The 26,642-nt window shown below is 70.3% G+C and carries 18 protein-coding genes; 8 read left to right on the top strand and 10 right to left on the bottom strand.

What is annotated here, in order from left to right; all coding sequences use genetic code 11:
• Positions 1-57 precede the first annotated feature (57 nt).
• Positions 58-1,617: a DUF1996 domain-containing protein gene (locus tag OG542_RS29320; RefSeq protein WP_328414694.1), complete on the top strand. Its 1,560-nt coding sequence runs from the start codon at positions 58-60 to the stop codon at positions 1,615-1,617.
• A gap of 82 nt (positions 1,618-1,699) precedes the next feature.
• On the opposite strand, the gene OG542_RS29315 is transcribed toward OG542_RS29320, so the two are convergent.
• Positions 1,700-2,149, bottom strand: a complete 450-nt coding sequence (locus OG542_RS29315) for a hypothetical protein (RefSeq protein WP_311125316.1) — start codon at positions 2,147-2,149, stop codon at positions 1,700-1,702.
• A gap of 145 nt (positions 2,150-2,294) precedes the next feature.
• Between OG542_RS29315 and OG542_RS29310 the strand changes: the two genes are divergently transcribed.
• The 3 genes from OG542_RS29310 (at position 2,295) to OG542_RS29300 (ending at position 5,642) form a co-directional block, all read left to right on the top strand.
• A complete protein-coding gene (locus OG542_RS29310; protein ID WP_184596274.1) occupies positions 2,295-2,822 on the top strand; it encodes a tetratricopeptide repeat protein in 528 nt (175 codons plus the stop codon).
• A 47-nt stretch (positions 2,823-2,869) separates the two neighbouring features.
• The gene (locus tag OG542_RS29305) at positions 2,870-4,831 is read left to right on the top strand and encodes a hypothetical protein (protein WP_328414691.1); all 1,962 of its coding nucleotides are present in this window, start codon (positions 2,870-2,872) and stop codon (positions 4,829-4,831) included.
• A 94-nt stretch (positions 4,832-4,925) separates the two neighbouring features.
• Entirely contained in the window at positions 4,926-5,642 is a 717-nt protein-coding gene (locus tag OG542_RS29300) for a TetR/AcrR family transcriptional regulator (protein WP_311125318.1), read from the top strand.
• Positions 5,643-5,657: 15 nt separating this feature from the next.
• Here OG542_RS29300 and OG542_RS29295 read toward each other — a convergent pair whose 3' ends face one another.
• The 8 genes from OG542_RS29295 to OG542_RS29260 form a co-directional block, all read right to left on the bottom strand.
• Positions 5,658-6,014 carry a 5-carboxymethyl-2-hydroxymuconate Delta-isomerase gene (locus tag OG542_RS29295; RefSeq protein WP_328414690.1) on the bottom strand — a complete coding sequence of 119 codons (357 nt, stop codon included), beginning with the start codon at positions 6,012-6,014 and terminating at the stop codon, positions 5,658-5,660.
• Positions 6,015-6,049: 35 nt separating this feature from the next.
• A complete protein-coding gene (locus OG542_RS29290) occupies positions 6,050-7,675 on the bottom strand; it encodes a fused response regulator/phosphatase (RefSeq protein ID WP_328414688.1) in 1,626 nt (541 codons plus the stop codon).
• A gap of 74 nt (positions 7,676-7,749) precedes the next feature.
• Positions 7,750-13,149, bottom strand: coding sequence for a pullulanase-type alpha-1,6-glucosidase (pulA, locus tag OG542_RS29285; RefSeq protein ID WP_328414686.1), 5,400 nt, complete (start codon positions 13,147-13,149; stop codon positions 7,750-7,752).
• Positions 13,150-13,322: 173 nt separating this feature from the next.
• A complete protein-coding gene (locus OG542_RS29280) occupies positions 13,323-14,696 on the bottom strand; it encodes an alpha-amylase (protein WP_328414684.1) in 1,374 nt (457 codons plus the stop codon).
• A 120-nt stretch (positions 14,697-14,816) separates the two neighbouring features.
• Positions 14,817-16,484, bottom strand: a complete 1,668-nt coding sequence (locus tag OG542_RS29275; RefSeq protein ID WP_328418167.1) for a glycoside hydrolase family 13 protein — start codon at positions 16,482-16,484, stop codon at positions 14,817-14,819.
• Positions 16,485-16,651: 167 nt separating this feature from the next.
• Positions 16,652-17,560 carry a sugar ABC transporter permease gene (locus OG542_RS29270; RefSeq protein WP_311125322.1) on the bottom strand — a complete coding sequence of 303 codons (909 nt, stop codon included), beginning with the start codon at positions 17,558-17,560 and terminating at the stop codon, positions 16,652-16,654.
• 13 nt (positions 17,561-17,573) lie between these two features.
• Positions 17,574-18,578, bottom strand: coding sequence for a carbohydrate ABC transporter permease (locus OG542_RS29265; protein WP_328414682.1), 1,005 nt, complete (start codon positions 18,576-18,578; stop codon positions 17,574-17,576).
• 124 nt (positions 18,579-18,702) lie between these two features.
• Entirely contained in the window at positions 18,703-19,971 is a 1,269-nt protein-coding gene (locus tag OG542_RS29260; RefSeq protein ID WP_328414680.1) for an extracellular solute-binding protein, read from the bottom strand.
• A gap of 403 nt (positions 19,972-20,374) precedes the next feature.
• On the opposite strand from OG542_RS29260, the gene OG542_RS29255 reads away from it, so the two are divergent.
• Positions 20,375-21,409: a LacI family DNA-binding transcriptional regulator gene (locus OG542_RS29255; RefSeq protein ID WP_311125325.1), complete on the top strand. Its 1,035-nt coding sequence runs from the start codon at positions 20,375-20,377 to the stop codon at positions 21,407-21,409.
• 96 nt (positions 21,410-21,505) lie between these two features.
• Entirely contained in the window at positions 21,506-22,336 is an 831-nt protein-coding gene (locus OG542_RS29250; protein ID WP_328414677.1) for a phosphatase PAP2 family protein, read from the top strand.
• Positions 22,337-22,385: 49 nt separating this feature from the next.
• On the opposite strand, the gene OG542_RS29245 is transcribed toward OG542_RS29250, so the two are convergent.
• Entirely contained in the window at positions 22,386-25,394 is a 3,009-nt protein-coding gene (locus tag OG542_RS29245; protein WP_328414675.1) for a bifunctional [glutamine synthetase] adenylyltransferase/[glutamine synthetase]-adenylyl-L-tyrosine phosphorylase, read from the bottom strand.
• A gap of 190 nt (positions 25,395-25,584) precedes the next feature.
• Between OG542_RS29245 and OG542_RS29240 the strand changes: the two genes are divergently transcribed.
• The gene (locus tag OG542_RS29240; RefSeq protein WP_328414673.1) at positions 25,585-26,097 is read left to right on the top strand and encodes a pyridoxamine 5'-phosphate oxidase family protein; all 513 of its coding nucleotides are present in this window, start codon (positions 25,585-25,587) and stop codon (positions 26,095-26,097) included.
• Positions 26,098-26,161: 64 nt separating this feature from the next.
• Positions 26,162-26,608 (top strand): VOC family protein, encoded by a 447-nt coding sequence (locus tag OG542_RS29235; RefSeq protein WP_328414671.1) that lies wholly within the window; start codon positions 26,162-26,164, stop codon positions 26,606-26,608.
• The last annotated feature ends 34 nt before the right edge of the window (positions 26,609-26,642 follow it).

Genomic DNA, 26,642 nt, shown 5'->3' with positions numbered 1-26,642 from the left:
CGCTTCACTCCTGTCGGGCGCCTCGATGCCCCCGAAAAAGGAAGTCAGAGGAGTTCCATGGGACGCAACACAAGAAAACGCCGGACGCCGATGGCCACCAAGGCCATAGCCGCATCGGCGGCCCTAGCGCTCGGTGGGGGCGGGCTGATCTGGGCAAACTTCTATGCCTCGGCGCATGAGGAGAACTCGGCGAACCAGACGAAGTCCGCGGGTGCGCAGGTCGCCACGATCCAGTGCCCGGACGTAGGACAGAGCCTGACCGACGTGCCGGACGGCGCGCGCCAGGGCGTGGACAAGGAGCTGGCGAACCTCGACAAGCAGATCAGCGAGGCCTACACCCGGCTCGCCTCCACGCGTCAGGCCCAGGCCGGTGACTCCGGCTTCGTCAACAACGCCATCCTCGGCCCGCTGAAGTCGAAGCGGACCGCGGTCATTGACCGGATCGGCATCAACATCAAGCGGGTTGGTGGCCAGGCTCCGGACAACCTCGCCGAGATGGCCGAGTGCCAGGGCATGGCCGCCGACGCGAACACCAACGACGGCCAGGCCGGGGGCGATCAGAACCAGGACGGCCAGAACCAGGACGGCCAGGACGGTCAGAACCAGGACGGCCAGAACCAGGACGGCCAGGACGGCCAGGACCAGGGCGGTCAGGACCAGGGCCAGGGCGGCAACGGCGGTCAGGGCGGCAACGGCCCGGCAGCCGCGGACTTCGTCAACATCGAGGACGTCCAGCCCAACTCCCGTAACCTGCCGAACGGTCTGGCGGCGAACGGCGACGGCGGCTCCACGGGCACGTTCACCACGAACTGCGGTACCAACGAGAACGGCAACCGCAACTCGGACAACGTGATCGCGGCGCCCGGCGTCTCCAACGGCGCGCAGCACATGCACGACTACGTCGGCAACCAGAACAACAACGCCTTCGCCAGCGACGAGGACCTGGCCAACGGCCAGACGAGCTGCCAGAACCAGGGCGACAAGTCGACCTACTTCTGGCCGGTCCTCCGGATCCAGGACGGCACGCAGGAAGCCGACCAGGGTCAGCCCGGTGGCGGTCAGGACGGCAACGTCGGCAAGATCGTCGCGCCCAGCCAGGCGGAGCTGAAGTTCGTCGGCAACCGGACGAGCGATGTCGTCGCGATGCCGGAGGCCCTGCGCATCATCACCGGTGACGCCAAGTCCTTCACCAACGGCCTGAACAACGCCAACACCTCCTGGAGCTGCACCGGCTTCGAGGACAGGCAGGCCACGGACAAGTACCCGATCTGCCCCGAGGGCAGCAGCATCGTCCGGACGAGCAACTTCCAGAGCTGCTGGGACGGCCAGAACACCGACAGCGCCAACCACCGCACCCACGTGGACTTCGTGGAGGCGGACGGCAGCTGCTCGAACGGCTTCCAGGCCATCCCCCAGCTCCAGGTCAAGCTGGTCTACGACAACATCCCGGCGCCGCAGATCAACAACGGGCAGGTGCAGGGCGCGTTCGCGGTCGACTCCTTCCCGGAGCAGCTGCACAAGCCGATCACTGACCACAACGACTTCATCAACTTCTTCGACGAGAACACGATGAACGAGATGGTCCAGTGCATCAACAACGGCGAGAACTGCCAGTAGTTCTCAGCCAGCAGAAAGCCGGCGGTGGGAATTCCCACCGCCGGCTTTCTCGTCTGTCCGTCTCTGTCCGGCCCCGCGTGGTTCAGCCGTGGTGGCCGCTGCCACCGTCGTGACCGCCCTTGTTGTGGCTGCCGCCGGGGTTCATGTGCTCGGACCCTTCCTCCATGGTCCCGCCGAGGCTGCTCTGCAGCGCCGTGACCGTCTTCTGCTGGCCCACGGCGACCCACTTGCGGCCGACGAGGTAGTAGCCGCCGTAGTCCTTCGCGCCGTTCAGCCACTCGCGCTGGCCGCGGTCGGTGGAGAAGGTCGCGAGGACGTACTTCTCCTTGCCCTTCTTGCAGAGGGCCTGGCGGATCTCGTCGGCGTCGGTCTGCATGTTCGGCTTGCACTTGGCCTCGGCCGCGATGTGCTCCAGGCTGCCGGTCACCGCCTCGGGCACGGCCGCCTCGTCCTTGCCGCCGGATCCGCAGCCGGCCAGCGCCAGTATCGCCACCGCGCCGCTCAGCGCGAGCATCGGTCGGGTCACCCTCATCTGTTCCTCCGGTCCTTGTCACGGCACGGTCCGGACGCATGCCGCACGGAGCCCCGGCAAGGGCTCTCGCCTTCGATACGGCTGCGGAGCCCATAGCGCTCAAATTCCGCTGCCTCCTCAGGCACGCCTGTGCGAGGGTGGCACGGTGAACCAGGACTGGGAAGATCGCGTAGCCGCTCTGTGGGCCCGCTTCGACGACCACGCCGAAGAGGAAGCGGACGAGGCGCGCTTCCGTGCCGAGGTCGACGCCCTCGTCGCCGAGCTGCCGGACGGCAGCCCGCTCGGACCGTTCGAGCAGGCCTGCGCCTGGGACTCCACGGGCCGCTCGGACAAGGCGGTCCCGCTCTACCGGGAGGCGCTGCGGCGCGGACTCGCCGACGCCAGCCCTTACAAGGCCCGCCGGACGAAGATCCAGCTGGCCAGCTCGCTGCGGAACATCGGCCGGGCCGAGGAGGGCCTCGCGCTGCTGGCGCCCGAGCTGGTGGCCCCGTCCGACGAGCTGGACGACCCCGTACGCGCGACGCTCGCGCTCTGCCTGTCCAGCCTCGGCCGCGACCGGGAGGGACTGTCGCTGGCCCTGGGCGCCCTGGCCCCGCACCTGCCCCGCTACCAGCGATCGATCGCGAACTACGCCCGGCTGCTCGTGGAGCCGCAGGAGCAGCCGCGGGCGTGAGCTCCGTGGTCAGGTGACCATCCAACCATTCGCTCGTTCTGCTGAACGTGCAGTCACAGGATGTCGCCCAGCGCCCCGCACCCTCCTCCCCCGCCGGACCGGTCGTCGACGTCGAGCAGGCCGAGGCCGCGCTCGTCGAGCACTACCCGCGGCTCGTGCGGCTCGCCTACCTGGTGCTGCCACCGGGCCTGGGCCGCAGCAGGCGCGTCGTGACCGCACATGCCCTCACCCAGCGCGCACTCCCCCGCAACCGCACACCGGCACCGGTGATCCCGGCCCAGTCGACCGGGCGTGACGGCGACCCGGGCTACGCCCTGGTCCGCCTCCAGGTGCTGCGCACGGCGCTGGAGGCGGGGCTGCCGCTGCGGCGCAGGGCATGGCCCAAGCGGTCCCAGCTGCCGCCGCTGCTGCCGCAGGTGTGGGGCCTGAAGCTGTTCCCGCGGTCCGGCGGCGCCGACGAACTCGCCCTGGACCAGCGGCTGTCCACCCTGTCGGGACCGGCGCGGGCCGCGTACGCGCTGCGCGGCCTGGAGCGACTCGCGGACGACGGGGTGCGCGAGGCGCTCACGGGGGCGGGTGTCGCCGACGCGGACGGCGCGCTGCTGGAGGCCGACGGGGTCGCCGCGCAGTACGGGCTGCTCGACTCCCCCGAGTTCGATCCCTGCTCGCTCCAGGCCCGCCCCACCGATCTGATGCGGCGCCGCCAGCACCTGAAGGCCGCGCTGGCCGCCGGGGCGGCGCTGCTGGTGTGCGGGGCACTGCTCGGTCTGCCCGGCGAGGGCTGGGGTCCCGACGGCGCCGCCGCACCCCCGTACGCACGGAATCCGGCCGCCCAGGCCGCCCTCGACCCGGCGAAGCTGACCCGGGTCGATCCCGCCGCGTGGCAGAGCTCGGCGCGCATCGACTTCTCCGTGTGGCCGGCCCGCGGCGACCTCACCGGCGACAGGGCCCTGCTGCGCCGCGCCCTGGCCGTCTGGGCCCGCCCCGGCGAGAGGGTCCAGGTGTCGGCGACGCCCGGCACCCTGTCCGGCGGCCCGGCCGGACCGCCCCAGCTGCTGTACGCGGGGACGGTCGACGCCGCGCGCGTGGTGCTCCTCTACGACGGTCTGCGCATCGCCCGGTACGCCGAGCCCAAGGACGGCACGCACGCCGCCGCCCTCGACTTCGCCCGGGTCGACGGCGCCGGCCGGGCCGAGGCGAGCGCGGTGGTCCTGGGCCGGACCGACGGCAACGTCCGCTATCTGACGGCCCCTTGGGTGTCGAAGGCGGGCGAGCGGGATCTGCTGAAGCCGGGCTCCGGGGCGATGGACCTCGCCCTCACCGACGGTGTGACCGCGCCGCTGGCCAGCCCGGCCCTGCGGTCCGGTCCGTGCACGTCGTGGAACGTGCTGCAACTGGCCGACGGCAAGCGGACCCGGCTGCTGAGCGACCTCGGCGAACTGGTCCCGGCCCGGCTCACCAGCGGCCGGCCCGGCTCGCCGGGAGAGGCGTCCGGCGCGAAGGCGCTGCGCACCTGGCAGCCGTACGCCTGCTCGCTGGGCACGGTGCGCTCGGCGGGCGTGCGCAGTGTCAACGCCTGGGCGTTCAACGAGCAGCCGCTGCCGGACGCGAGCGAAGCGAGATGGGGGTCCCCCCGCCCGCAGGGTGGGGGCGGGTCGGCGGCGTGGGTGTGCACGCGGGCCGAGACCTGGCGGGGCGGCGGGGCGCGGGTGCTGGCGCAGTTCCACACGCCGGGCGCGCGGTACGGAGCGGTGGCCGCGAAGGCCGAGAACGTCCCGGCGTGCGGGGCGCGTGACCCTCATGTGCTGACCGGGGTGCTGTGGAAGTCGGAGGCGGGCGACTGGTATCTGCTGGCCGCCGGCAGCCGGGAGACCGCCTCCATCCGGGCGACGGGCGGGGTCAGCGGGTCGGCGCGGAGCAGTGTGCTGACCGTGCCGGCCGAACAGGGGGCGCGGGCCGAGCTGAAGGGGACACTGCGGGACGGGCGTTCCCTCGGCGGGCTGCGCTGACCGGCCCGTTCTCGTGCCCGCCCGGTGAACCCGAGTGAACGTCCGCGATCGATCCGGTCCGTTCGAGGCTGGAATCGATCGGTAAGGTGTTCGCATGACTACCGGGGTTCGCCGCAGATTGGGAGTCGAGGAGCGGCGGCAGCAGTTGATCGGCGTCGCCCTCGAACTGTTCAGCCGCCGCTCGCCCGACGAGGTCTCCATCGACGAGATAGCGTCGGCCGCGGGCATTTCACGCCCGTTGGTCTATCACTACTTTCCCGGCAAACTCAGCCTGTACGAGGCCGCGTTGCAGCGGGCGGCGGACGATCTCGCGGCTCGGTTCGTGGAGCCGCACGAGGGTCCGCTGGGAGCGCGGCTGCTGCGCGTGATGGGCCGCTACTTCGACTTCGTGGACGAGCACGGGCCGGGTTTCTCCGCCCTCATGCGCGGCGGGCCCGCGGTCCCCGCGGGCGGAACCTGCTCGATGAGCACCGTCTCGACGACCAACGCGCTCATCGACTCCGTACGGCAGGCCGCCTATGTCCAGATCCTTTCGCACCTGGGCGTGACCGATCCGCCCGCGCGTCTGGAACTGGTCGTCCGTTCGTGGATCTCGCTCGCCGAGTCGACGGCGCTGATCTGGCTGGACGGCCGGCGCATCCCGCGGGCGGAGCTGGAGAGCCAGCTCGTGCACGACTTCGCCGCGCTGGCCTCCGTGAGCGCCGCCTACGACGAGGAGATGGGTGCCCTGCTGCGCCGCGTCTTCAAGGAGGAGCCGGCCGACGGCCCGTTCGCCGACCTGGCCGGCCGGCTCCTGACGCTGGCGAGCTGAGCCTGCTCAGCCTGCTCAGCCCTCGAACTTCCGGTAGGAGGCGTCCAGGTCGCGCACCTCGGCGGAGGCGTGCACCACGATCCCGTCGGCGGTCTTCAGGTGCGTGCGCAGCAACTCCAGCGCGGCCTCGGTGAGCCGGGCCTTGGTCTCCTCGGTGCGGCCGGCGAGCAGCGCGATGTGGACGTGCACATGGGCATGTCCCTCGGTGTCGGGTCCGACCACGATGTCCTCGGTCGGGCGGAACCGGCTCTTGCACGCCGGCGGCTTGGCGGCCGCGATCTCGACGGTCGCCTCGTGCAGCGCCTTCGCGAATCCGGACCGGTCGAAGCCGTCCGCGAGGTCGGCGGAATAGTCGACGGTGATCTGCGGCATCAGTACTCCAGTCCTGGGCGGCCAACGGGATCACCTTAGACAGGCCCTAACCGCAGGGCCAGCATGGCGATGTCGTCCTCCCTGTCATGGCCGAAGCAGCCGAGCAGCACGTCGCAGAGGGTGTCCAGGGCGGTGGGGGCGTCGGCGGCGGCTGTGCGGAGTTGTTCCAGGGAGGTCTCCAGGGGGATGCCACGGGTTTCGATGAGGCCATCGGTGACCATGAGCAGGCGGTCGGTGGGGGTCAGGTGGTGCTCGGTCGCCGGGGGGCGTTCCAGGCCGAGGCCGAGCAGCGGACCGCACGCGTCGACGTACCGCGCGCCGCCCCCGTCGCGCAGGATCAGCGGCGGAATGTGACCGGCGTTGGCGATCTTCACCCGGCCGCTGCCGGGGTCGACCAGGGCCAGGCACACGGTGGCCGTGATGTCGGGGTGGTACCGCTGGAGCATCCGGTCGAGCCGTGCCGCCAGCACGACCGGGTCGCTCTCGTCCACGCAGTAGGCGCGCAGCGCGTGCCGTATCTCGACCATGACGGTGGCGGCGTCCAGCGAGTGCCCGACCACGTCCCCGACCGCGGTGAGCACCCCGTCGCCGGTGCGCAGGGCGGCGTAGAAATCACCGCCGATCTCGGTCTGGCGGGAGGCGGGCACATAGCGGACCTCGATGTCGACGCCGGGCACGTGGGGCAGCTTGTGCGGCCGGGGCAGGAAGCTGTGCTGGAGGGTGAGGGCGACGTGCCGCTCCACCTGGTACCGCAGCAGCGGTTCGGCGGCGAGCGCGGCGGCCTGGGCGAGCCGGGCGAGCAGCCCGTCGTCCGCGGGGCCGGTGATCGCCGCACGCCGTACGGGCGTGGCCAGGCACACGGCCGTGCGGCCGTCCTGGGCCGTCGCCACGGTCAGGAGGGCGTCCTCCTCGACGCCCGCCCGGAAGATCCCGGCCGGCCACAGCGGCGCGGGGACGACGGTGCTGTGCACGCCCGTACGGCCTTCCGCGAGCCGGGCGGCCAGGCGGGCCGCCGCCTGGTGCGCGCCGTCGTCCGCCGGTGCGGGGCGGCTTCGGGCCGTCCCCTGGTAGGGCTCGCCGTCCGGGGTGATCACGAACACCACGGCGGGCGAGCCGGTGAGGCGGGCGGTGCCTTCGGCGGCCGCGGTGGCGAGTTCCCGGGGGCAGCGCGCCGTCTGCACCGTGATGATGGCCTCGGACAGCAGTGTCAGCCGGTGGACGACGGTCTCGGCGCCCGTGGTGCGGCGCGCTCCGCGCACGGCGGCCCGGACGACGGCCTGGATCTCCAGCGGTTCGGCGGGCACGGTCAGGTAGGCGTCGCCGCCCGCGTCCAGCCCCCGGCACCGGTCGCCCGGCGCGGTCGCGGCGGCCGAGAAGTGCACGACGGGCAGGGCGGCCATGGGCGGCAGGGCCCGGAGCCGGCGGCACAGTTCGAAGCCGCTCATGTCCGGCAGGCCCACGTCGACGAGGGCCACGTCGGGCAGGGCGCCGTCGCGGAGCCGGACATCGAGTTCGACGAGCGCCTCGCCGCCGCTGGCGACGGGCACGACCTGGTGGCCGGCCCGGCTCAGCACCGCGCCCATGGCGTACCGGCTGGCCGCGACGTCGTCCACGACCAGCACGGTGGTGCCGGGGGTGTGCTGCGTGCCGTTGCCGTTCATCTCGAGGAGCACCTCGGGGCCTACGTGGTGGGGGCGGACCGTCGGTCGCGGCCCGCCCCATCCAACGTAGTGCGCTATTCGGCGGCCCGGGTGAAGACGGCGACCGTGCGCCCCGGAACGGCGAACGTGCCCGATTCAGCCGCGTAGGAGGACGACTTGACGGTAGGGTCCGCCCCCGCCGCCTGCACCGGGTGCAGCCGGTAGCCGGTCCCGGCGACCGCGGTGACCCGCTGTTCCTGCCGCTCGGGTGTGGCGTTGAAGACGACGACGAGGTCGTCGAGCCGCATGGTGATCACGCCGGGGATCTCGTCCTTGCCGGACAGCGGGAAGGAGAGCTTCGACTGAACCTGGTCGGGCGTGGAGAGGGAGAACGCCGGCTCCGTCGAACGGATCCGCAACAGATCCCGGTACGCGGCCGAGGTGCCCTCGATCTGCTCGCAGCCGACTTTGACCGTGCTCAACAGGGGCTTTCCGTAAGGCCACTTGTCCTTGTTGTCGGCCGCCATCGGCAGACCGCGGCCGAAGCCGTTGCCGTCGGCGCAGTTCCAGTGGACGGCGTTGAACCAGTCGCCGCTGTCGTAGGAGTTGCGGTCCAGGGACTTGGAGCGCAGCAGGTCCGTGCCCGCCTGGGAGAGGGCCGGGCCCTGGGAGAGGGTGGCCGTCGCCATGGCGAGGACCTGCATACGGGCGCGGTCGGACGCGCTCGTCGTCGCGGGCAGCTTGAAGGCGAGGGCGTCGAAGAGCGACTCGTTGTCGTGCGCGTCGGCGTAGGCGAGGGCGTCGCCCGGGGCGTCGGCGTAGCCGGCTGGTTGGCCGTTGTAGTCGACCTCGGCGCCGGTGACCTCCTTGCCGTCGGTGCCGGTGAACCGGTAACCCGCGAGGTTGCCGGAGAGACCCACCTTGATCAGGTCCTGGTAGTGCAGCAGGCGGGCCTTCTGCTCGGCCGGAGTGCCGTTGTTCTGCGAGGAGTTGGGGTCGGTGTACAGGCCGGACGCGAAGCCCTGGACGCCCGGGTCCTCGTCGAAGGGGCCGCCGCCGCGCACGGCGTCGCGGGCGCGGTCGGAGAAGGTGGCGATGCCGGTGCCGGCCATGTTCTCCTGCGTGGCCTGCGCGAACCGGGCGTCGTCGGCGATCTCCCCGAAGTTCCAGCCCTCGCCGTAGAGGACGATCTTCTTGCCGTCGACGCCGTCTTTCTCCACGGTCAGCGCGTCGAGGGCCTCACGGACCGCGAGGATGTTGGCCTTCGGGTGGTGGCCCATGAGGTCGAAGCGGAAGCCGTCGACCTTGTACTGCTTGGCCCAGGTGACGATCGAGTCGACGACCAGCTTGCCCATCATGGCGTTCTCGGTGGCCGTGTTGGCGCAGCAGGTGCTGTTCGCGACCGAGCCGTCGGCGAGGAGCCGCTGGTAGTAGCCGGGCACGATCCGGTCGAGGACGCTCGTCCTCTCCTGGCCGCTCGCCGCGGTGTGGTTGTAGACGACGTCCATGACGACCCGCAGGCCGTCGTCGTTCAGCGCCTTCACCATCTTCCGGAACTGGACCGTGCGGGCCGCGCCGTCCGGGTCGGTGGCGTAGGAGCCCTCGGGGACGGTGTAGTGGTACGGGTCGTAGCCCCAGTTGTAGGCGTCCTTCGCGGCGATCTTCCCGACGCACTCCTGCTGCTGGTCGGAGTCGGCCGGGTAGGAGGCGAGGTCGCAGTCGACGCTCGCCTGGTCGGCCTTGCGCTTCGGAATGGTGGCGATGTCGAAGGCGGGCAGGAGGTGGACGTACGAGGTGCCCGCCTTCGCCAGCTCGCGCAGGTGCTTCGAGCCGTCGCTGTCCTTGTCGGTGAAGGCGAGGTAGCTGCCGGGGTGCTTCGCCGTGCGGTCCTCGACGGAGAAGTCCCGGATGTGCAGCTCCTGGATCTGGGCGTCCCGGAGGGGCACGGCCTTCGGCTTCCTCAGAGAGCTCCAGCCGCTCGGCGCGAGGGCCTTGTCGTCCAGGTCGACGACGAGGCTGCGCTCCGAGTCGGCGGTGAGGGCCAGGGAGTAGGGGTCGGTGACCTTGTTGGTGACGATCTTGCGGACGCTGGGGGCCCAGACCTCTACGACGTACCGGTAGGGCTCGCCCTTCCAGGACTTCGGACCGGTCACGGACCAGACGCCGGTGGCGGCGTCGCGCTTCATCGGCACGGTGGAGTCACCGATCTCCAGTGACACCCGCCGCGCGGTCGGTGCCCAGACGGACAGCGTGGGGCGGCCCCGGGAGAACGTGGGCCCCAGCTCGGCCTTCGTGGCGTCGTACAGGTCGTCGAGGACACCGGCGATCTGGACGCCGGTCGCCGCGAGCACGGCACCGGTCCCGGCGTGCTGCGTGGCGACGACCTGGCCGCGCAGGGCCTCGCGCACCCGGTCGCGGTCACGCGGGTCGACGGTCCAGGCGTCGTACGCCTTCAGATGCGGGAACCTGGCCTTCTGGGCGTCGGTGAGCTCCGTCTTCGCCAGGCGCAGCCACTTGGCGTCACCGGTCAGGGCGCCGTCCTTCACCTCGATCGAGCCGTCGCGGGCGTGGAGCAGCTGGGTGGAGGCGGCCGCGTCGGAGCCGTTCCAGGCGAGGGTGTTCCGGTCGATCCACACCGCCTTGGACGTGGTCAGGTCGAGCGCGGCAGCGGCACCCACCGGCTGCGGGAGCAGGTACTTCTCCTGGCCGCTCAACAGCCACACCTCGTGGCCGTTCGCCTTGAGGTCGAGCGACTGGTCGGAGGGCAGGTCCTTCTCATCGCCCTTGTGGAGGATGTAGCTGAGGCTGGTGGCACCGTCGGTGAGCGGTACCTCGAAGACCGCACCATAGGTATCAGTCTTCACCGGCTTGAGGGGGTTCGACCAGTCGGTGGGGTTCGCGGCACCGGTCCAGACGTGCAGGCCCCAGCCGTCGTGGTTCCCGTCGGCGCGGTGGTAGTGCAGGACGGCCTTGGTCTTGTCCGGAACCGGGTAGTCGGCGCCCGGCTTCTCCGTGCGGACGGTCTCCTCGCCCTGCTCGATCCAGACCTCGCCGGTCTTCGTGACGTCGATCGTGCGGTCGGCGGAGACGTCCTTGTCGCCGTCCTTGTCGATGACCAGGAAGCTGACGTTCGAGGCGCCCGGCTTGAGCTTGACGTAGGCGAAGGCGCCGTAGGCGTCCCGGCCGGTGAAGGGGTGACTTTCGGGCCATGGAGTGGCCTCGCCGTCGGCCAGGTCGCCCCACGCGTACAGGCCCCAGTCGGCGTAGTTCCCGTCGGCTCGCTTGTAGTGGACGATCGCGTGGTCCCGGGAGGAGGCGCTGGGCGGCTCCTCGGCGGGCGGGGTGCCGGTGGTGGAGGCGGCCAGGGCGCTCGCGATGCGGCCGGCCGAGTCGACCACGACGGCCTTGTAGCGCAGCGCGGTGCCGGGCGGGACGTCCGCGGCGATGGTCTGGGTGACCTTGTACGGGGCGTGGTCGGCGGAGCCGAGGGTCCGCCACTTGCCGTTGCCGGTCTGGGCGGCGAAGACGACACGGTTGAGCCGGCCACCGTCGACGTCGGCGGAGAGCTCCACGGTGCCCGTGGCGCCTGCCGCCGGGGACTTGAGGGTGATCGTCGGCTCGGTGGCGGGCCGGGCGGGCTTGCCGGCCGCCTTGAGGACGATCGCCGAGCCGGCCGGGACGGTGACGGTGAGCTTTCGGTCACCGTCGCTCTTCAGGGAGTCGTCGGTGCCGTAGACGCCCTTGAAGGCCCTGTCCGCCGAGCCGGTGGCGAAGGTCGCGGTCTTCTTGTCGGCGGCGTTGTTGAAGGCGACGACGTACTCCGTGCCGCGCTTCGCGTCCGTGCGCGAGAAGGCATAGACGCCCGGGCCGTCGGCCGCGTACCGCTCCTGCTGGACGCCGTCGGTGAGCGCGGGGTTGGCCTTGCGGAGCTTGGCGAGAGCACTGATCTGGCGGTAGAGCGGTGCTCTCGTGTCGTAGGCGTCCTCGGCGTGGGTGCGGTCGGTGCCGATCCGGTCGTCGTCGAGGTAGTCGGCGGTGCGCGAGGCGAACATGCTCTGCCGGGCGTCTTTGTCGCCCCCCGCGCCGGCGAAGCCCTGCTCGTCGCCGTAGTAGACGACGGGGTTGCCGCGGCTGAGGAACATCAGCTCGTTGGCGAGCGTGTCCTTCTTGAGCAGTTCGGCGTCGGTGGCCTTCGGGTCGTCCTGCTTCAGGAAGTACCCGATCCGGCCCATGTCGTGGTTGCCGAGGAAGGTGACCTGCTCGTACGCGTTGGCCTTGCCGGTCGTGTACTTGTAGTCGTCGTCGAAGACGCCCGCGAGCTTCTGCGCGCTGCCGCCCTGGGAGACGTACTGGCGGGCCGCGTCCTGGAAGGGGAAGTCGAGGGTGGCGTCGAGGCGGCCCTGGGTGACGTACGGGGAGGTGACGTCCGTGTCGGCCGAGTAGACCTCGCCGAACATGAAGAAGTCGTCACGGCCCTGCCTGGCCGCGTAGGCGTCGAGGGCCGTGGCCCACTGCGTCCAGAACTCCATGTTGACGTGCTTCACGGTGTCGATCCGGAAGCCGTCGATGTCGAAGTCCCGCACCCAGCGCTGGTAGATCCTCTCCATGCCCCGCACGACCTCGGGCCGCTCGGTCCACAAGTCGTCGAGGCCGGAGAAGTCGCCGTGCGCGGAGCTCTCACCGGCGAAGGTGGAGTCACCGCGGTTGTGGTACATCGTCGGGTCGTTGAGCCAGGACGGGACCTTGTTGTTCCGCGTGACCTCGGGCGTGCGCGGGAAGGAGTCGCGGTCGACCTCGGGGAAGTCCCGCCGCCCGTCCGCGTAGTCGGCGTCGTCGAAGGGCTTGCCGTCCTTGGTCAGGTACGGGAAGGCGCCCTTGGAGAGGTAGTCGTACGACTTCTCCTCATAGTCGACGACATCGGCCGTGTGGTTGGTGATGACGTCGAAGAAGACCTTCATGCCTTTGGCGTGGGCCTTGTCGATGAGGGTCTCGAGGTCCTTGTTGGTGCCGAAGTGCGGGTCGACCTGGGTGAAGTCCGTGATCCAGTAACCGTGGTAACCGGCCGATGCGTTGGCGCCGGTGCCCTGGACGGGCTGGTTCTTGAAGATCGGAGCCATCCAGAGGGCAGTGGTACCCAGGCCCTTGATGTAGTCGAGCCGCTTGATCAGGCCCTTGAGGTCGCCGCCCTGGTAGAAGCCCTTGTCGGTGGGGTCGTATCCGGTGGCGAGGCGGGAGCCGGTCAGGCCGCCCTTGTCGTTGCGCGCGTCACCGTTGGCGAAACGGTCCGGCAGCACGAAGTAGAACTGCTCACGGGTGGCGTCGTGCCGGGCGGGCTCGGCGGCGAGCCTCGCGTCGGACGGGGGCGCCGGTGGGGTGGCCGCTCCGGCGGCGAGAGGCTGGACGAGTGCTGCGGCCAGCGCGGTGGCGGTGACCGCGGCGACCCGTCCGGCACGGGAGGTTCGGCGCCTTGAGGGCGCACGCCATCTCGGTATCACTGACGTGGACTCCTTGCGATTGCGGCTCTCACGGGTCCGACCCCGCGCGACCGTATCGCCGCCGAAACGCTTACAGCAAGAGTCCTGAAACAGTCGGCAAGAACTTTCAAGAGATCGCCCCTCGGGGTTTCCGAGGGGCGAGTGTTCCAGATACTGAACAGCGTTCAGGGCGCTCAGCAGTTGGGCCGGCCCGCATGGAGGGCGAGAGCGGTGTTCGCTCCGAGGGTGGCGGTGAACTGACCACCGGAGTTCACGGTCACCGTCGTGTTGTTCTGCACGTCGCAGTACGACCCCGCCGACAGCGACGTCTGGTACGTCCGGGTCTGTGATCCCGACTCGTGGTTGATCGCCACGAAGCCCTTGCTCCCCCGCCCGAACGCGATGGCGTCGCCCCCGTTGTCCCACCAGTTGGTGACCGACTCACCGCGCGTGGCGTTGCGGAAGGCGACCATCGACTTGATCTCCGGCCAGTTGTGCTGGCACTTCCAGCCGTCCTGCCAGCAGGCGCTGACCGTCCCACCGTTGGGCGGACCCGCGTCCGTGTCGGACCACTCGTAGCCGGAGTTGACGTCAGGGGCACCATAGGGCCAAGCGAGCATGAACACGTTGGCCAGCGTGTAGTTCGCGCCGTCCTTGTAGTTCAGTGTGCTGTCGTTGCGTTCCGTGTCGTGGTTGTCGACGAAGACGCCGGAGACACCGCTGCTCATATAGCCCCAGCCCTCGCCGTAGTTCTTCAGATAGGCGAGGTTCTCGTTGTTGAAGACCCGCTTGAGGTCGTACGCGTAGCGGAACTCCTGGACGTCGCCGTTGCCGGTGTACTCGCTGGGCTGGACGGCCTCGCCGGCGCCATGGATGACCTCCTGCTTCCAGTACACCGACGGATTGCTCAGACGCGACTTGATGTTCGCCAGGTCGGCGGCGTCCATGTGCTTGGCCGCGTCGATGCGGAAGCCGTCGACGCCGAGGGAGAGCAGGTCGTTCATGTACCCGGCGATCGCGCCGCGGACGTAGTTCTCGCCGGTGTCGAGGTCGGCGAGGTTCACCAGTTCGCAGTGCTGCACGTTCCAGCGGTCCTGGTAGTTGCCGATCTGGCTCGTGCAGTCGTCGAAGTCGGGCGCGGAGTAGAGGCCGGGGTAGGTGTACTTGCTGTACGACGAGCCGCCGGTGCCGGTGCCGCTGCCCGCCGACATGTGGTTGATGACCGTGTCGGCGACGACCTTCACACCGGCCGCGTGGCAGGTGTTCACCATGTTCCGGAAGGCCGTGCGGTCGCCGAGCCGGCCGGCGATCTTGTAGCTGACCGGCTGGTACGACGTCCACCACTGGGAGCCCTGTATGTGCTCGGCGGGCGGGGAGACCTGGACGTAGCCGTAGCCGGCGGGCCCGAGGGTGTTGGTGCACTCGCGGGCGACGGAGGCGAAGTTCCACTCGAAGAGGACGGCGGTGACGTCCTTGGTGCCAGGTGGGGAGGCCTGCACGCTCGTCGGGTTCATGACAACCGCAGTCGCGGCGAGCGCGACGGCGGCGGAGAGGTGTCTGCGTGCCATGTGGGGTTTCCTTCTTCGTTGAAGGTTCTTGCTGCAAGCTTCAGAAATCTTGCGGTGACGCAGATGCTAAAGGCCCGCCACCCGAAAGGGCAGCGGGCCGTACGAAATTCAAAGGAAAAATCAGGCCGTGACCGCGGTGGTCCACCACACCGTCGTGTCGGCGGGCACCTTCGCCTCGTCGTCGACCTCGATGATCTCGCCGCTCGCGACCAGCACCCTGCCGTAGGCCGGCATCGCCACCGACTCCCCGGTGGTGTTCGCGACGCACACGAACTCCCCGCGCCGGAAGGCGAGCACGCCCTCGGGCGCCCGCAGCCACTCCACGGACGTGCCGGCACCCAGGTCGGGCTGCTCGCGGCGCACGGCGAGCGCGGCGCGGTACAGCTCCAGGGTCGAGGCGGGGTCGCCGGTCTGCGCCTCGACGCTCAGCTCGCCCCATCCGTCCGGCTGCGGCAACCAGCTTCCCCCGTCACCGAAGCCGTACGACGACCCGGTCCGGGTCCACGGGATCGGCACCCGGCACCCGTCGCGGAAGCCGTCCTGGCCGGCGCCCCGGAAGTACGCCGGGTCCTGACGCACCTCGTCCGGCAGGTCGACGACGTCGGGCAGGCCGAGCTCCTCACCCTGGTAGACGTAGGCCGAGCCAGGCAGCGCCAGCATGAGCAGGGTCGCGGCCCGGGCCCTGCACAGGCCCAGTGCCCGGTCGCCGGCCAGACGGATCTGGGTGCCGAGGCCGGGCGGGTTGGCGAAGCGGGTGGCGTGCCGGGTCACGTCGTGGTTGGACAGGACCCAGGTGGCGGGTGCGCCGACCGGGCGCATGGCGTCCAGGGTGCGGTCGATGACCTCGCGCATCTCCTCGGCGTCCCAGTGGGTGCTGAGGTACTGGAAATTGAAGGCCTGGTGCAGCTCGTCCGGGCGGACGTAGTGGGCGGTGCGCTCGATGGTCGGCGTCCAGGCCTCGGCGACGAAGATCCTCTCCCCCGCGTACTCGTCGAGGACGAGCCGCCACTGCCGGTAGATCTCGTGCACGCCCTCCTGGTCGAAGAACGGCATGACATCGTTGCCCAGCAGCTTCACCTGGTCGTGGGATCCAAGGTCGGGCAGGCCCTCCGCCTTCACCAGACCGTGGGCGACGTCGATACGGAAGCCGTCGACACCCATGTCCAGCCAGAAGCGCAGGATGGAGCGGAACTCATCGCCGACCGCCGGGTGCTCCCAGTTGAAGTCGGGCTGCTCAGGGGCGAAGAGGTGCAGGTACCACTCACCGTCCGGCACCCGTGTCCACGCCGGGCCGCCGAAGATCGACTCCCAGTCGTTGGGCGGCAGTTCGCCGTTCTCCCCCTTGCCAGGGCGGAAGTGGTAGCGCTCCCGCAGCGGGGAGCCCGGGCCCTCGGCGACGGCCCGCCTGAACCACTCGTGCTGGTCGGACGAGTGGTTGGGCACGAGGTCGACGATGATCCGCAGGCTCAGCTCCTTGGCGTCGCGGATCAGCGCGTCGGCGTCCAGGAGGTTGCCGAACATGGGGTCGACGGCCCGGTAGTCGGCGACGTCGTAGCCGGCGTCGGCCTGCGGCGAGGCGTAGAAGGGGCTGAGCCACACGGCGTCCACGCCGAGGTCGCGCAGATACGGCAGACGGGTGCGGACACCTTCCAGGTCGCCCATGCCGTCGCCGTTGCTGTCGGCGAAGCTGCGCGGGTACACCTGGTAGATCACCGCGTCCCGCCACCAGTCGCGGCGCTTGGCGGCGGTGGGGGTCATGGCAGGGGCGGCGGAGTGCTGCTGGCTCATGTCGTCCTTGATGCGTAACAGGATGTCGGTCATGGAAGGCGTGGGTGGGGTGTTGGGGCGGCCGCGGCACAGCGGGGTCGGATGGGCACCACGGCCGCCCGGTCAGGGGCGCGGGGAACTGCGCGACCGGCCACGACGAAAGCCGCAGCCGAAGGCCGAAACGAGGGTCACCCCTTCGTGCCACCGGCGGTAAGCCCGGTCACCAGGTTCTTCTGCACGAGATAGAAGAACACGGCAGCCGGTATCGCGATCAGCACAGCCGTCGCGGCCATCAGGTTCCGCTGAGCGTCATGCTCGCTCACAAAGGTCTGCAGACCGACGGCAAAGGTGTACTTGTCGTCGCTCAGCATGAACGTCGAGGCGAACGCGACCTCACCGAAGGCCGTGAGGAAGCTGTAGAACGCCGCGACCGCGAGGCCCGGCTTGGCGAGCGGCAGGATCAGCCGCGCGAACGTGCCGAAGGGGGTCAGCCCGTCGACGCGCCCGGCCTCGTCGATCTCGAACGGGATGGTGTCGAAATAGCCCTTCATCAGCCAGGCGCAGTACGGCACGATCGTGGTGCAGTTGACAAGGATGAGACCAAGGTAGCTGTCGATGAGCTGGAGATCCGAGAGAATCTGGTACATCGGCACGATCAGTACCGCGATCGGGAACATTTGGGTGACCAGCAGCGCCCACATCAGCTTCCGGTAACCCGGGAAGCGCATGCGGGAGACCGCGTAGCCGGTGGACGCCGCGACGATGACGCCGATGAGCGTCGTGCCCAGCACCACGACCAGCGTGCTCTTCAGCCAGTCGAAGAAGCCCGTGTCCTGCAGGACGAACGCGTAGTTGTCGAGCGTCATCTTGCTCCAGATGCGCCCGGGGTGGAGGTAGTCGTCCTTGTCCGGGCCGAGGGACAGGAAGACCAGCCAGGCGATCGGGAAGAGCGCGGTCAGGCTCGCGCCGATCAGCACGGCGTGCGAGGCGAGGGAGCCCGCGCGGCTCTGCTCGCCACGGCGGCGGACCTTGCGCGGGTCGCCCGCGGGTCGCCGCTCGGTGGCCGCGGCGGAGGTCTCGACGGTGGTCGTACTCATGGTTGCTCCTGCCTCAGATCGCGAGCTGCTGCTCGTTGCGGTTCAGCCAGCGGCGGTAGAAGGAGGTGAAGACGATCAGGAGGGACAGGAGCAGGATTCCGTAGGCGGCGGACTGGGCGTAGTCGCGCGGCTGCTGCCCGAAGCCCAGCTGGTAGGCCCAGGTCACGAGGATCTGGGCGTCGGGGGCGGTGTTGCCGAACAGCAGGAAGATGATGGCGAACTGGTTGAAGGTCCAGATGACGCCGAGGAGGACGACGGTGGTGCTGACGGACCTCAGGCCGGGCAGGGTGACGTAGCGGAACCGCTGCCAGGCGCCCGCGCCGTCCATCTCGGAGGCCTCGTACAGGCTCGCGTCGATCGACTGCAGTCCGCCGAGCAGCGAGACCATCATGAACGGCACTCCGCACCAGGTGTTGACCATGATCGCGGCGAACCGCTGCCAGAAGGTGTCCTCCAGCCACAGCGGCGTCGGCAGGTGGAGGAAGTCCAGGCCGGAGTTGATGATGCCGCCGTCGGCGAGCATGAACCGCCAGCCGAAGACGGTGACGAAGGTCGGCACCGCCCAGGGCAGGACCAGGATCATCCGGTAGAGGGTGCGGCCGCGCAGCTTCTGGTTGAGCAGCAGGGCGAGGCCGAGGCCGATGCCGTAGTGCAGGGCGACACAGGCCGCCGTCCAGAAGACCGTCCAGAGGAAGTGCGACCAGAAGCGGTCGTACGCCGTCGGGCCCCACAGGATGTCGGCGTAGTTGTCCAGGCCGATGAACTTGTAGGTGGCGTCGATCTCGTTGACGCCGATCGTGCGGGCGGTGTTGAGGCTGGTGGCGTCGGTGAGCGTGAGGTACAGGCCGTACGCCAGCGGGTACAGCACGAGGACGCCGAGGACGATCGCCACCGGGGCGATCATCGCGTAGGCGTACCAGTGCTTGTGGAAGCCGTTCTTCAGCCGCTGGGCCGGCCCGGGGCGCGGTTCCCGCTCACCGCGCCGCTTGCCGGTCGCTCGGTCGATGACGACTGTCATGGTTCGACACCTTCTGGAGGTTCAAGGAGGTCAAGGGGAGCTGCCCGGGTTCAGGCGCAGGCGCGGGCCGGTGGCCGTCGGATCCCCTTGCCCGTGCCAGGGGGATCCGGCGGCCACGCGGCGGTCACTTGGAGAAGTCGGGCACCAGCTTGGTGATGGCGGTCTCGGCGTCGCCGAGGCCCTTGTCCAGGGACTCCTTGCCGCCGGCGATCTCGATCAGCTCGTCGTCCAGCGGGCCCCACAGGGAGCTGTACTCGGGCAGCGCCGGGCGCGGCTGGGCGGAGGACAGCACGCCCTGGTAGCCGGCGATGCCGGGGTCGGCCTTGACCTTGGCGGTGTAGGCGTCCTCGCGGGTCGGGAGCGTGGAGTTCTTCAGCGCGATGGTCTCCTGGGCCTTCGCCGAGGTCATGAAGTTGACGAACGTCAGCGAGGCCTTCTGGTGGGCCGCGTCGGAGCCGGCGTAGACGGAGAGGTTGTGGCCGCCGGTCGGGGCGCCCGCCTTGCCGCTGGAGCCGGCCGGGACCGTGGCGATGCCGAGGTTGTTCTTGTCCTTGAAGGCGGAGCCCTTGTAGAAGTTGGTGATCTCCCACGGGCCCTGGACGATCGAGGCGACCTTGCCGCTGACGAAGGCCTCCTGGATGTGGGCGTAGGCGTCCGCGGTGGTGTCGGCCTTGTGCAGGCCCTTGCCGTCGAAGAGGCCCTGCCAGGTGCCGTAGGCCTTCTTGGCGGCGGGCGAGGCGACGGTGATCTTCTTGGCGTCGACGTCGACGGTGTCGGCGCCCTCGCCGTGGAGGAAGCTCTGCGCGTAGTAGGCCTGGGTGGAGCCCCAGTAGCCGTCGACGCCGGTCTTGTCCTTGATGGTGGCGGCGGCCTTCTTCAGGTCGTCCCAGGTCTTGGGGGCCTCGACGCCGGCCTTCTTGAACAGGGCCTTGTTGTAGACGAGGGCGAGGGTGTCCGTGGTGAAGGGGACACCGTAGGTCTTGCCGTCGTACTTGGCCTGCTCGATCAGGCTGGGCTGGAACTTGTCCTGCTCGGCGAGGGCCTCGGTGCCGTCGAGCGGCGCGAAGAAGCCCTTCTTGGCGAAGGCCGGGGTCCAGCCGACCTCGGAACGCAGCACGTCGGGGGCGCCCTTGGAACCGGCGGCGGTGTCGAACTTGTTCTGCGCCTGGTCGAAGGGGACGTTGACGTAGTTGACCTTGATGTCCTTGTGGGCGGCCTCGAACTCCTTGACCAGGGCCTTGTACGTCGGCGCCTCGTTGGTCGCGTTGGAGGTGTCCCACCAGGTGATGGTGACCGGGCCGTCGGCCTCGTCGCCGCTGTCGCTCCCGCCGCACGCCGTCGCCGCCAGGGCGAGGGACGCCACCAGCGCGGTGGCCGCTATGCCACGCCGCATGAGTTCTCCTTGAGGGTGAAAGCCCGTTCGTGCTGCCGACTGCGCCGTTGGCCGCCGGGCGTCGGTGAGATTAGCCGCGCTGTAAGGACTTGCGAAAGACCTTGCAGCAAAAAGTTGCAAGCGGTGCCGATGGTTATCCCGCCGTGACCTCCCCTCGACCGCCCCGCAGCCCTGATTTCCGGCTGTTCGACGGGGAGTCGGACAGCTGTGCAAGACTCTGCAAGCACTTGCCATCCGCTTCCGTCGGGGGAATCATCCGTTGCGGATCGGACGCCGTCCACGACCCTTTCTCGACATTTTGGGGACCGCGATGACCCAGCAGCCCGCAGCCGGCCGTGCGACGGCACGCACCAGGCGTCCCGTCGGTGTGCAAGGAGATCCCCGGCCGCTACAGTCCGGTGCTGTGACCACACGGCTTGCCGACATCGCCGCTCAGGCGGGGGTGAGCGAAGCGACGGTCAGCCGCGTCCTCAACGGGAAGCCGGGCGTCGCCGCCACCACCCGCCAGTCCGTGCTGGCCGCCCTCGACGTGCTGGGCTACGAACGCCCGGTGCGCCTGCGCCAGCGCAGCGAGGGCCTGGTGGGCCTGATCACCCCGGAGCTGGAGAACCCGATCTTCCCGGCCCTGGCCCAGGTCATCGGCCAGGCGCTGACCAGGCAGGGCTACACGCCCGTCCTCGCCACCCAGACGCCGGGCGGCTCCACGGAGGACGAGCTCACGGAGATGCTCGTCGACCGTGGGGTCGCCGGCATCATCTACGTCTCCGGGCTGCACGCGGACACCACAGCCGACATGCAGCGCTACGACCGGCTGCGCGCGCAGGGCGTGCCGTACGTGCTGGTCGACGGCTTCTCGCCGAAGGTGCAGGCGCCGTTCATCTCCCCCGACGACCGCGCCGCGATGAGCCTGGCGGTCACGCACCTGGTGTCCCTGGGGCACCAGCGGATCGGGCTGGCCCTGGGGCCGAAGCGGTTCGTGCCGGTGCAGCGCAAGATCGAGGGGTTCGTGCGCACGATGCAGGACCAGTTGGGCCTGGGCGCCGAGGCCGTCGAGACGGAGCTGGTCCAGCACTCCCTGTACACCCTGGAGGGCGGCCAGGCCGCGACCACGGCATTGATCGAGCGGAACTGCACGGCCGTGGTGTGCGCCAGCGACATGATGGCGCTGGGCGCGATCAGGGCGGCGCGGCAACTGGGCCTGGACGTGCCGAAGGACGTCTCGGTCGTCGGCTTCGACGACTCGCCGCTGATCGCCTTCACCGACCCGCCGCTGACCACGATCCGCAAGCCGGTCCCGGCGATGGGCCAGGCCGCCGTTCGCACGCTGCTGGAGGAGATCGGCGGGACACCGGCCCCCCACAGCGAGTTCGTGTTCATGCCGGAGCTGGTGGTGCGCGGTTCGACCGCTTCGGCACCCGGGGAACGCACTCGTTCCTGACGTCGTGGCCTGATCTAGCCGTAGGGAGAACATGCGGCCCGGGCCCCGCCGGGGGATGATCGGTGGGGAAGTCCTTTTCTGGCAGACTTTGCGCCTATGAGTGACACGACCGTGACGAAGCCGGAAGGCCGGGAATCGGCCCTTCCGCAGACCGTTACGGCCGAGAGCGGCCCGGGTTCACCTCACCGGCTGCGCGCCCCGCGCCGGCCCCGGTTCTGGTTCGAGATCCTGCTGATCGCGGTGAGTTACTGGACGTACTCGCTGATCCGCAACGCCGTACCCGAGCAGAGGGCCGAGGCGCTGCGCAACGCCGACTGGATCTGGAAGGCCGAGCACCATCTGGGCATCGCCATGGAGGAGTCGATCAATCACGCCGTGAACGCGGCGACTTGGCTGATCATCGGCATGAACTACTACTACGCGACGCTCCACTTCGTGGTGACGCTGGGTGTGCTCGTGTGGCTGTTCCGTTGGCATCCCGGCCGGTACGCGGCGACCCGGCTGGTGCTGTTCGCGACCACCGCCGTCGCCCTGGTCGGCTACTACCTGTATCCGCTGGCGCCCCCGCGGCTGATGAACGGCGGCGATTTCATCGACACCGTCATGGTCCACCAGACCTGGGGATCGATGGCCTCCGGCGACCTGAAGCACATGTCCAACCAGTACGCCGCGATGCCGTCGATGCACATCGGCTGGTCCGTGTGGTGCGGCCTGACGATCTTCGCCCTGTCGACGATCCCCTGGGTGCGGGTGCTGGGCCTGCTGTACCCGACGCTGACCCTGGTCGTCATCGTCGCCACCGCGAACCACTTCTGGCTGGACGCGGTGGGCGGCATGCTCTGCCTGGCCTTCGGATTCGCGGTGGCGAGGCTCTGGTACGGCACACAGCCATACGCGCTGCCGCGCCTGGTGCCGGCGAGACCCTGACCTCGCCCGGGCACCGCGTGCCCGTACGGACCGGCGGCAGGCCGTCGGCCTACCGCTCCGCCACCCCGTAGAACAGTTCCTCCACCACGCCCCGCGCCCTGCGCGCCGTGCGCCGGTACGCGTCGAGCATGTCGCCCGCGTGGCCGGGGCCGTATCCCAGGTAGCGGCCGACGGCAGCGAGTTCTCGGGACTCCGTGGGGAACGTGTCACCGGCCCGGCCACGGACCAGCATCACCGCGTTGCGGACGCGGGTCGCCAGGACCCAGGCCTCGTCCAGGGTCGCGGCGTCCTCCTCCGTGATGAGCCCGGCCGTGCGGGCGGCGGCCAGGGCCTCACGGGTGCGGGTGGTGCGCAGGCCCGGCTCCGCCGAGCCGTGCCGCAGTTGCAGCAGCTGCACGGTCCACTCCACGTCGGACAGGCCGCCCGGGCCCAGCTTGGCGTGCAGTTTGGGGTCGGCGCCGCGCGGCAGCCGCTCGGACTCCATCCGGGCCTTGAGCCGCCGGATCTCGCGGACGGCCTCGTCGTCGAGCCCGTCCGCCCGGTAGCGCAGCGGGTCGATCAGCTCGATGAACCGGCGGCCCAGGTCCTCGTCCCCGGCGACGGGCTCGGCCCGCAGCAGCGCGTGCGACTCCCACGTCAGTGACCACCGGCGGTAGTACGCCGCGTACGAGTTGAGGGTCCGTACGAGCGGCCCGGACTTACCCTCGGGGCGCAGGTCGGCGTCGATGAGGAGGGGCGGGTCGGCGCTGGAGATCTGGAGCAGGCGGCGCATCTCGGAGACGACCTTGTTGGCGGCCTGCCCGGCCTCGTGCTCGTCGACGCCGTCACGCGGCTCGTGCACGAACAGCACGTCCGCGTCGGAGCCGTAGCCCAGCTCGTGCCCCCCGAAACGGCCCATGCCGATGATCGCGAACCGGGTGGGCAGACTGTCCCCCCAGCCCTCCCGCACCACGGCCCGGAGCGTGCCGGCGAGCGTCGCGGCCGTCAGGTCCGACACCGCGCCGCCGATCCGGTCCACCAGCGCGCCCTGGTCGGCCTCGGCGGGCTGCTCCTCGGTGCCGTAGGAGCCGACGATGTCGACGGCGGCCGTACGGAACAGCTCTCGGCGGCGCACACCGCGCGCCGCGGTGACCGCCTGGGCGGCGCCGTCGGCCCGTTTCACCGCGGCCAGTATCTCCTGCTCCAGATGAGCCCGGGAGCGCGGTTCGAGACCGCCGCCGTCCCCGTCGCCGAGCAGCGCGACCGCCTCCGGGGCGCGCATCAGCAGGTCGGGCGCGAGCCGCCCGGCGGACAGCACACGGGCGAGGTTCTGCGCGGCGGCGCCCTCGTCCCGCAGCAGCCGCAGGTACCAGGGCGTCTTGCCGAGGGCGTCCGACACCTTGCGGAAGTTGAGCAGGCCCGCGTCCGGGTCGGCGGAGTCGGCGAACCAGCCCAGCAGGACGGGCAGCAGGGTGCGCTGGATGGCGGCCTTGCGGGTGACGCCGGAGGCCAGCGCCTCCAGATGGCGCAGGGCGGAGGCCGGGTCGGCGTAGCCGAGGGCGACCATCCGCTCCCGGGCCGCCTCGGGCCTGAGCCGGGCCTCTCCAGAGGCGAGCTGGGCGACCGCGTCGAGCAGCGGACGGTAGAACAGCTTCTCGTGCAGCCGGCGTACGACCGTGGCGTGCCGCCGCCACTCGCGGTGCAGGTCGGCGACCGGGTCGGCGCGCAGGCCGAGGGAGCGGCCGATGCGGCGCAGCTCGGCCTCGTCCTCGGGGACGAGGTGGGTCCGCCGCAGCCGGAAGAGCTGGATCCGGTGCTCCATGGAGCGCAGGAAGCGGTAGGCCTCGTCGAGCTGGGCGGCATCGGCACGGCCGACGTAGCCGCCGGCGGCGAGGGCCTTGAGCGCGTCGAGGGTGGTGCCGCTGCGCAGGGAGGTGTCGGTCCGGCCGTGCACCAGCTGGAGCAGCTGCACGGCGAACTCGACGTCCCTGAGGCCGCCCGGGCCCAGCTTCAGCTGGCGGTCGACCTCGGCGAGGGGGATGTTCTCGACGACCCGGCGGCGCATCTTCTGCACGTCGGGGACGAAGTTCTCACGCTCGGCGGCCTTCCACACCAGGGGCTGGACGGCGGCGACGTACTCCGCGCCGAGGTCGAGGTCGCCGGCCACCGGGCGGGCCTTGAGCAGCGCCTGGAACTCCCAGGTCTTGGCCCAGCGCTGGTAGTAGGCGAGGTGGCTGGAGAGGGTCCGTACGAGCGGACCGTTTCTGCCCTCGGGCCGGAGGTTGGCGTCCACGGGCCAGATGGAGCCCTCGACCGTGGTCTCCGAGCAGATCCGCATCATGTGCGAGGCGAGCCGGGTCGCGGCCCGCACGGCCTTGGTCTCGTCGGCCCCCTCGGTGGCCTCCCCCACGAAGATGACGTCCACGTCGGAGACGTAGTTCAGCTCGTGGCCGCCGCACTTGCCCATCGCGACGACGGCGAGCCTGCACAGGGCGGCGTCCGCGGGCGCGGCGGCCCGCGCGAGGCCGAGGGCGGCGCGCAGGGTGGCGGTGGCGAGGTCGGCGAGCTCGGCCGCGGACTCGGCGACGCCGGTCGTGCCGCACACGTCCCGGGCGGCGATGGACAGCAGACAGCGCCGGTAGGCGACGCGCAGGGAGACCGGGTCGGTGGCCTCCGCGAGGCCGGCCTCGAACTCCTCCACCCCGGGGTGCAGGTCGTACGCCTCGTACATGACGAGCGCCTGCCAGTCGTCCGGGTGCCGGGTGAGGTGGTCGGCGAGGGCGGTGGAGGCGCCGAGCACACCGAGCAGCCGGTCGCGCAGCGGCTTGGCCGCGATCAGCGTGTCGAGCAGTTCCCGGCGGGCGCCGGGGTTCGGCTGGGCCTCCAGCAGCCGGACGAGCCCGAGCAGCGCGAGATCGGGGTCGGCGGTCCCGCCCAGCGCTTCCAGCAGCACCGGGTCGTCGCGCAGGAGCACGAGCTCGGCACTGTCCAGGAGCCGTTCGGCGGCGGAGGCGTCGGTGAAACCGTGCCGCAGCAGCCGTGTGAAGGTACTGCTCCTGCGCCCCGGCGCCGCCGTCATCCCGGGCCTCCCTCGGACTCGCCTCGGACGTGCTTCGTACTGCTTAGGACTTCTTCGGATCAAGGTCGTACGGCCTCGAGCCTAGTCGCAGACCTCCGGTCGGGCTCCGATGAGTTCGGCAGGCGGACGGGGTCTGTCCTGTAGGGGCGCTCGGGGCGCTCTGTCAGGCGAGAGTTCAGGAGGACGGCTGATGACCACCATGCGACCCGACACCAGGCTGGACCGCCGCTACAGCGACGAGACGGCCACCGCGACCGACTGGCAGGAGGCCGAAGCGCGGCTCACGGCGGCGGAGCTGTTCTGGATCACCACGGTACGACCGGACGGGCGCCCGCACGTCACCCCGCTGCCGGCGATCTGGTCGGACGGCGCCCTGCACTTCTGCACGGGCCCGGAGGAACGCAAGGCGAGGAACCTCGCGGAGAACCCGCACGTCGTGCTCACCACCGGCACGAACACCTGGAACAAGGGCTACGACCTGGTGGTGGAGGGCGAGGCGACGCGCGTGAGCGAAGACGCCCGCCTACGCGAACTGGCCGCCGCGTGGGAGGCGAAGTACGGCAGCTTCTGGCACTTCGAGGTACAGGAGGGGTATTTCCACCACGGTGCGGGACACGCGGCTGTCTACGCGGTGGCGCCGCGCACGGTTTTCGGCTTCGGTAAGGGGGAGCCGTTCAGCCAGACGAGGTGGCGGTTCGCCTGAGCCGTAGTCCGATTCCCGACGGTCCCATGCCCGACGGTCCCATGCCCGACGAAGGAGTCACGCCATGGACTTCACCCTCGAAGTCATCCCGCTGCCCGTCACGGACATCGACCGTGCCCGGGACTTCTACCGGGACAAGGTCGGCTTCCACGTCGACATCGACCAGGAGGTCATGCCCGGGATGCGGATCATCCAGCTGACCCCGCCGGGTTCCGGCTGCTCGATCGCCCTCGGCGAGTCGATCTGGGAGATGACCCCGGGCCCCACCCCGGCCCCCGGCTCCTACCAGGGCCTGCAACTGTGCGTCGCCGACATCAAGGCGGCCCACGCGGAGCTCGTCGAACGCGGCCTCGACGTCTCGGAGCCGGTCCAGTACGCGCCGGACGACGGCGCCACGTTCATGCACTTCCAGGACCCGGACGGCAACGGCTGGGCGATCCAGGAGTACCGGCAGCGGGCGGAGAAGCCGCTGCACCTGCTTCTGGCGGAACTGAAGCGACAGGGGGCCTGACGCTGCCGGGCGCCGCAGGAACGGCCGAGGGGCC

This window comes from Streptomyces violaceus, from assembly GCF_036014075.1.
Lineage (GTDB): Bacteria > Actinomycetota > Actinomycetes > Streptomycetales > Streptomycetaceae > Streptomyces > Streptomyces violaceus.
Note: the sequence above shows the minus strand (reverse complement) of the source record. Positions and strands in the feature narration are given on the sequence as shown.

Excerpts from the sequence above, each read along its gene's own strand:
- OG542_RS29260 (WP_328414680.1), bottom strand. The coding sequence starts at position 19,971 with ATGCGGCGTGGCATAGCGGCCACCGCGCTGGTGGCGTCCCTCGCCCTG.
- OG542_RS29295 (WP_328414690.1), bottom strand. The coding sequence starts at position 6,014 with ATGCCGCAGATCACCGTCGACTATTCCGCCGACCTCGCGGACGGCTTC.
- OG542_RS29280 (WP_328414684.1), bottom strand. The coding sequence starts at position 14,696 with ATGGCACGCAGACACCTCTCCGCCGCCGTCGCGCTCGCCGCGACTGCG.
- OG542_RS29320 (WP_328414694.1), top strand. The coding sequence starts at position 58 with ATGGGACGCAACACAAGAAAACGCCGGACGCCGATGGCCACCAAGGCC.
- OG542_RS29235 (WP_328414671.1), top strand. The coding sequence starts at position 26,162 with ATGGACTTCACCCTCGAAGTCATCCCGCTGCCCGTCACGGACATCGAC.
- OG542_RS29270 (WP_311125322.1), bottom strand. The coding sequence starts at position 17,560 with ATGAGTACGACCACCGTCGAGACCTCCGCCGCGGCCACCGAGCGGCGA.
- OG542_RS29250 (WP_328414677.1), top strand. The coding sequence starts at position 21,506 with ATGAGTGACACGACCGTGACGAAGCCGGAAGGCCGGGAATCGGCCCTT.
- OG542_RS29240 (WP_328414673.1), top strand. The coding sequence starts at position 25,585 with ATGACCACCATGCGACCCGACACCAGGCTGGACCGCCGCTACAGCGAC.
- OG542_RS29300 (WP_311125318.1), top strand. The coding sequence starts at position 4,926 with ATGACTACCGGGGTTCGCCGCAGATTGGGAGTCGAGGAGCGGCGGCAG.
- OG542_RS29290 (WP_328414688.1), bottom strand. The coding sequence starts at position 7,675 with ATGAACGGCAACGGCACGCAGCACACCCCCGGCACCACCGTGCTGGTC.
- OG542_RS29245 (WP_328414675.1), bottom strand. The coding sequence starts at position 25,394 with ATGACGGCGGCGCCGGGGCGCAGGAGCAGTACCTTCACACGGCTGCTG.
- OG542_RS29265 (WP_328414682.1), bottom strand. The coding sequence starts at position 18,578 with ATGACAGTCGTCATCGACCGAGCGACCGGCAAGCGGCGCGGTGAGCGG.
- OG542_RS29315 (WP_311125316.1), bottom strand. The coding sequence starts at position 2,149 with ATGAGGGTGACCCGACCGATGCTCGCGCTGAGCGGCGCGGTGGCGATA.
- OG542_RS29275 (WP_328418167.1), bottom strand. The coding sequence starts at position 16,484 with ATGAGCCAGCAGCACTCCGCCGCCCCTGCCATGACCCCCACCGCCGCC.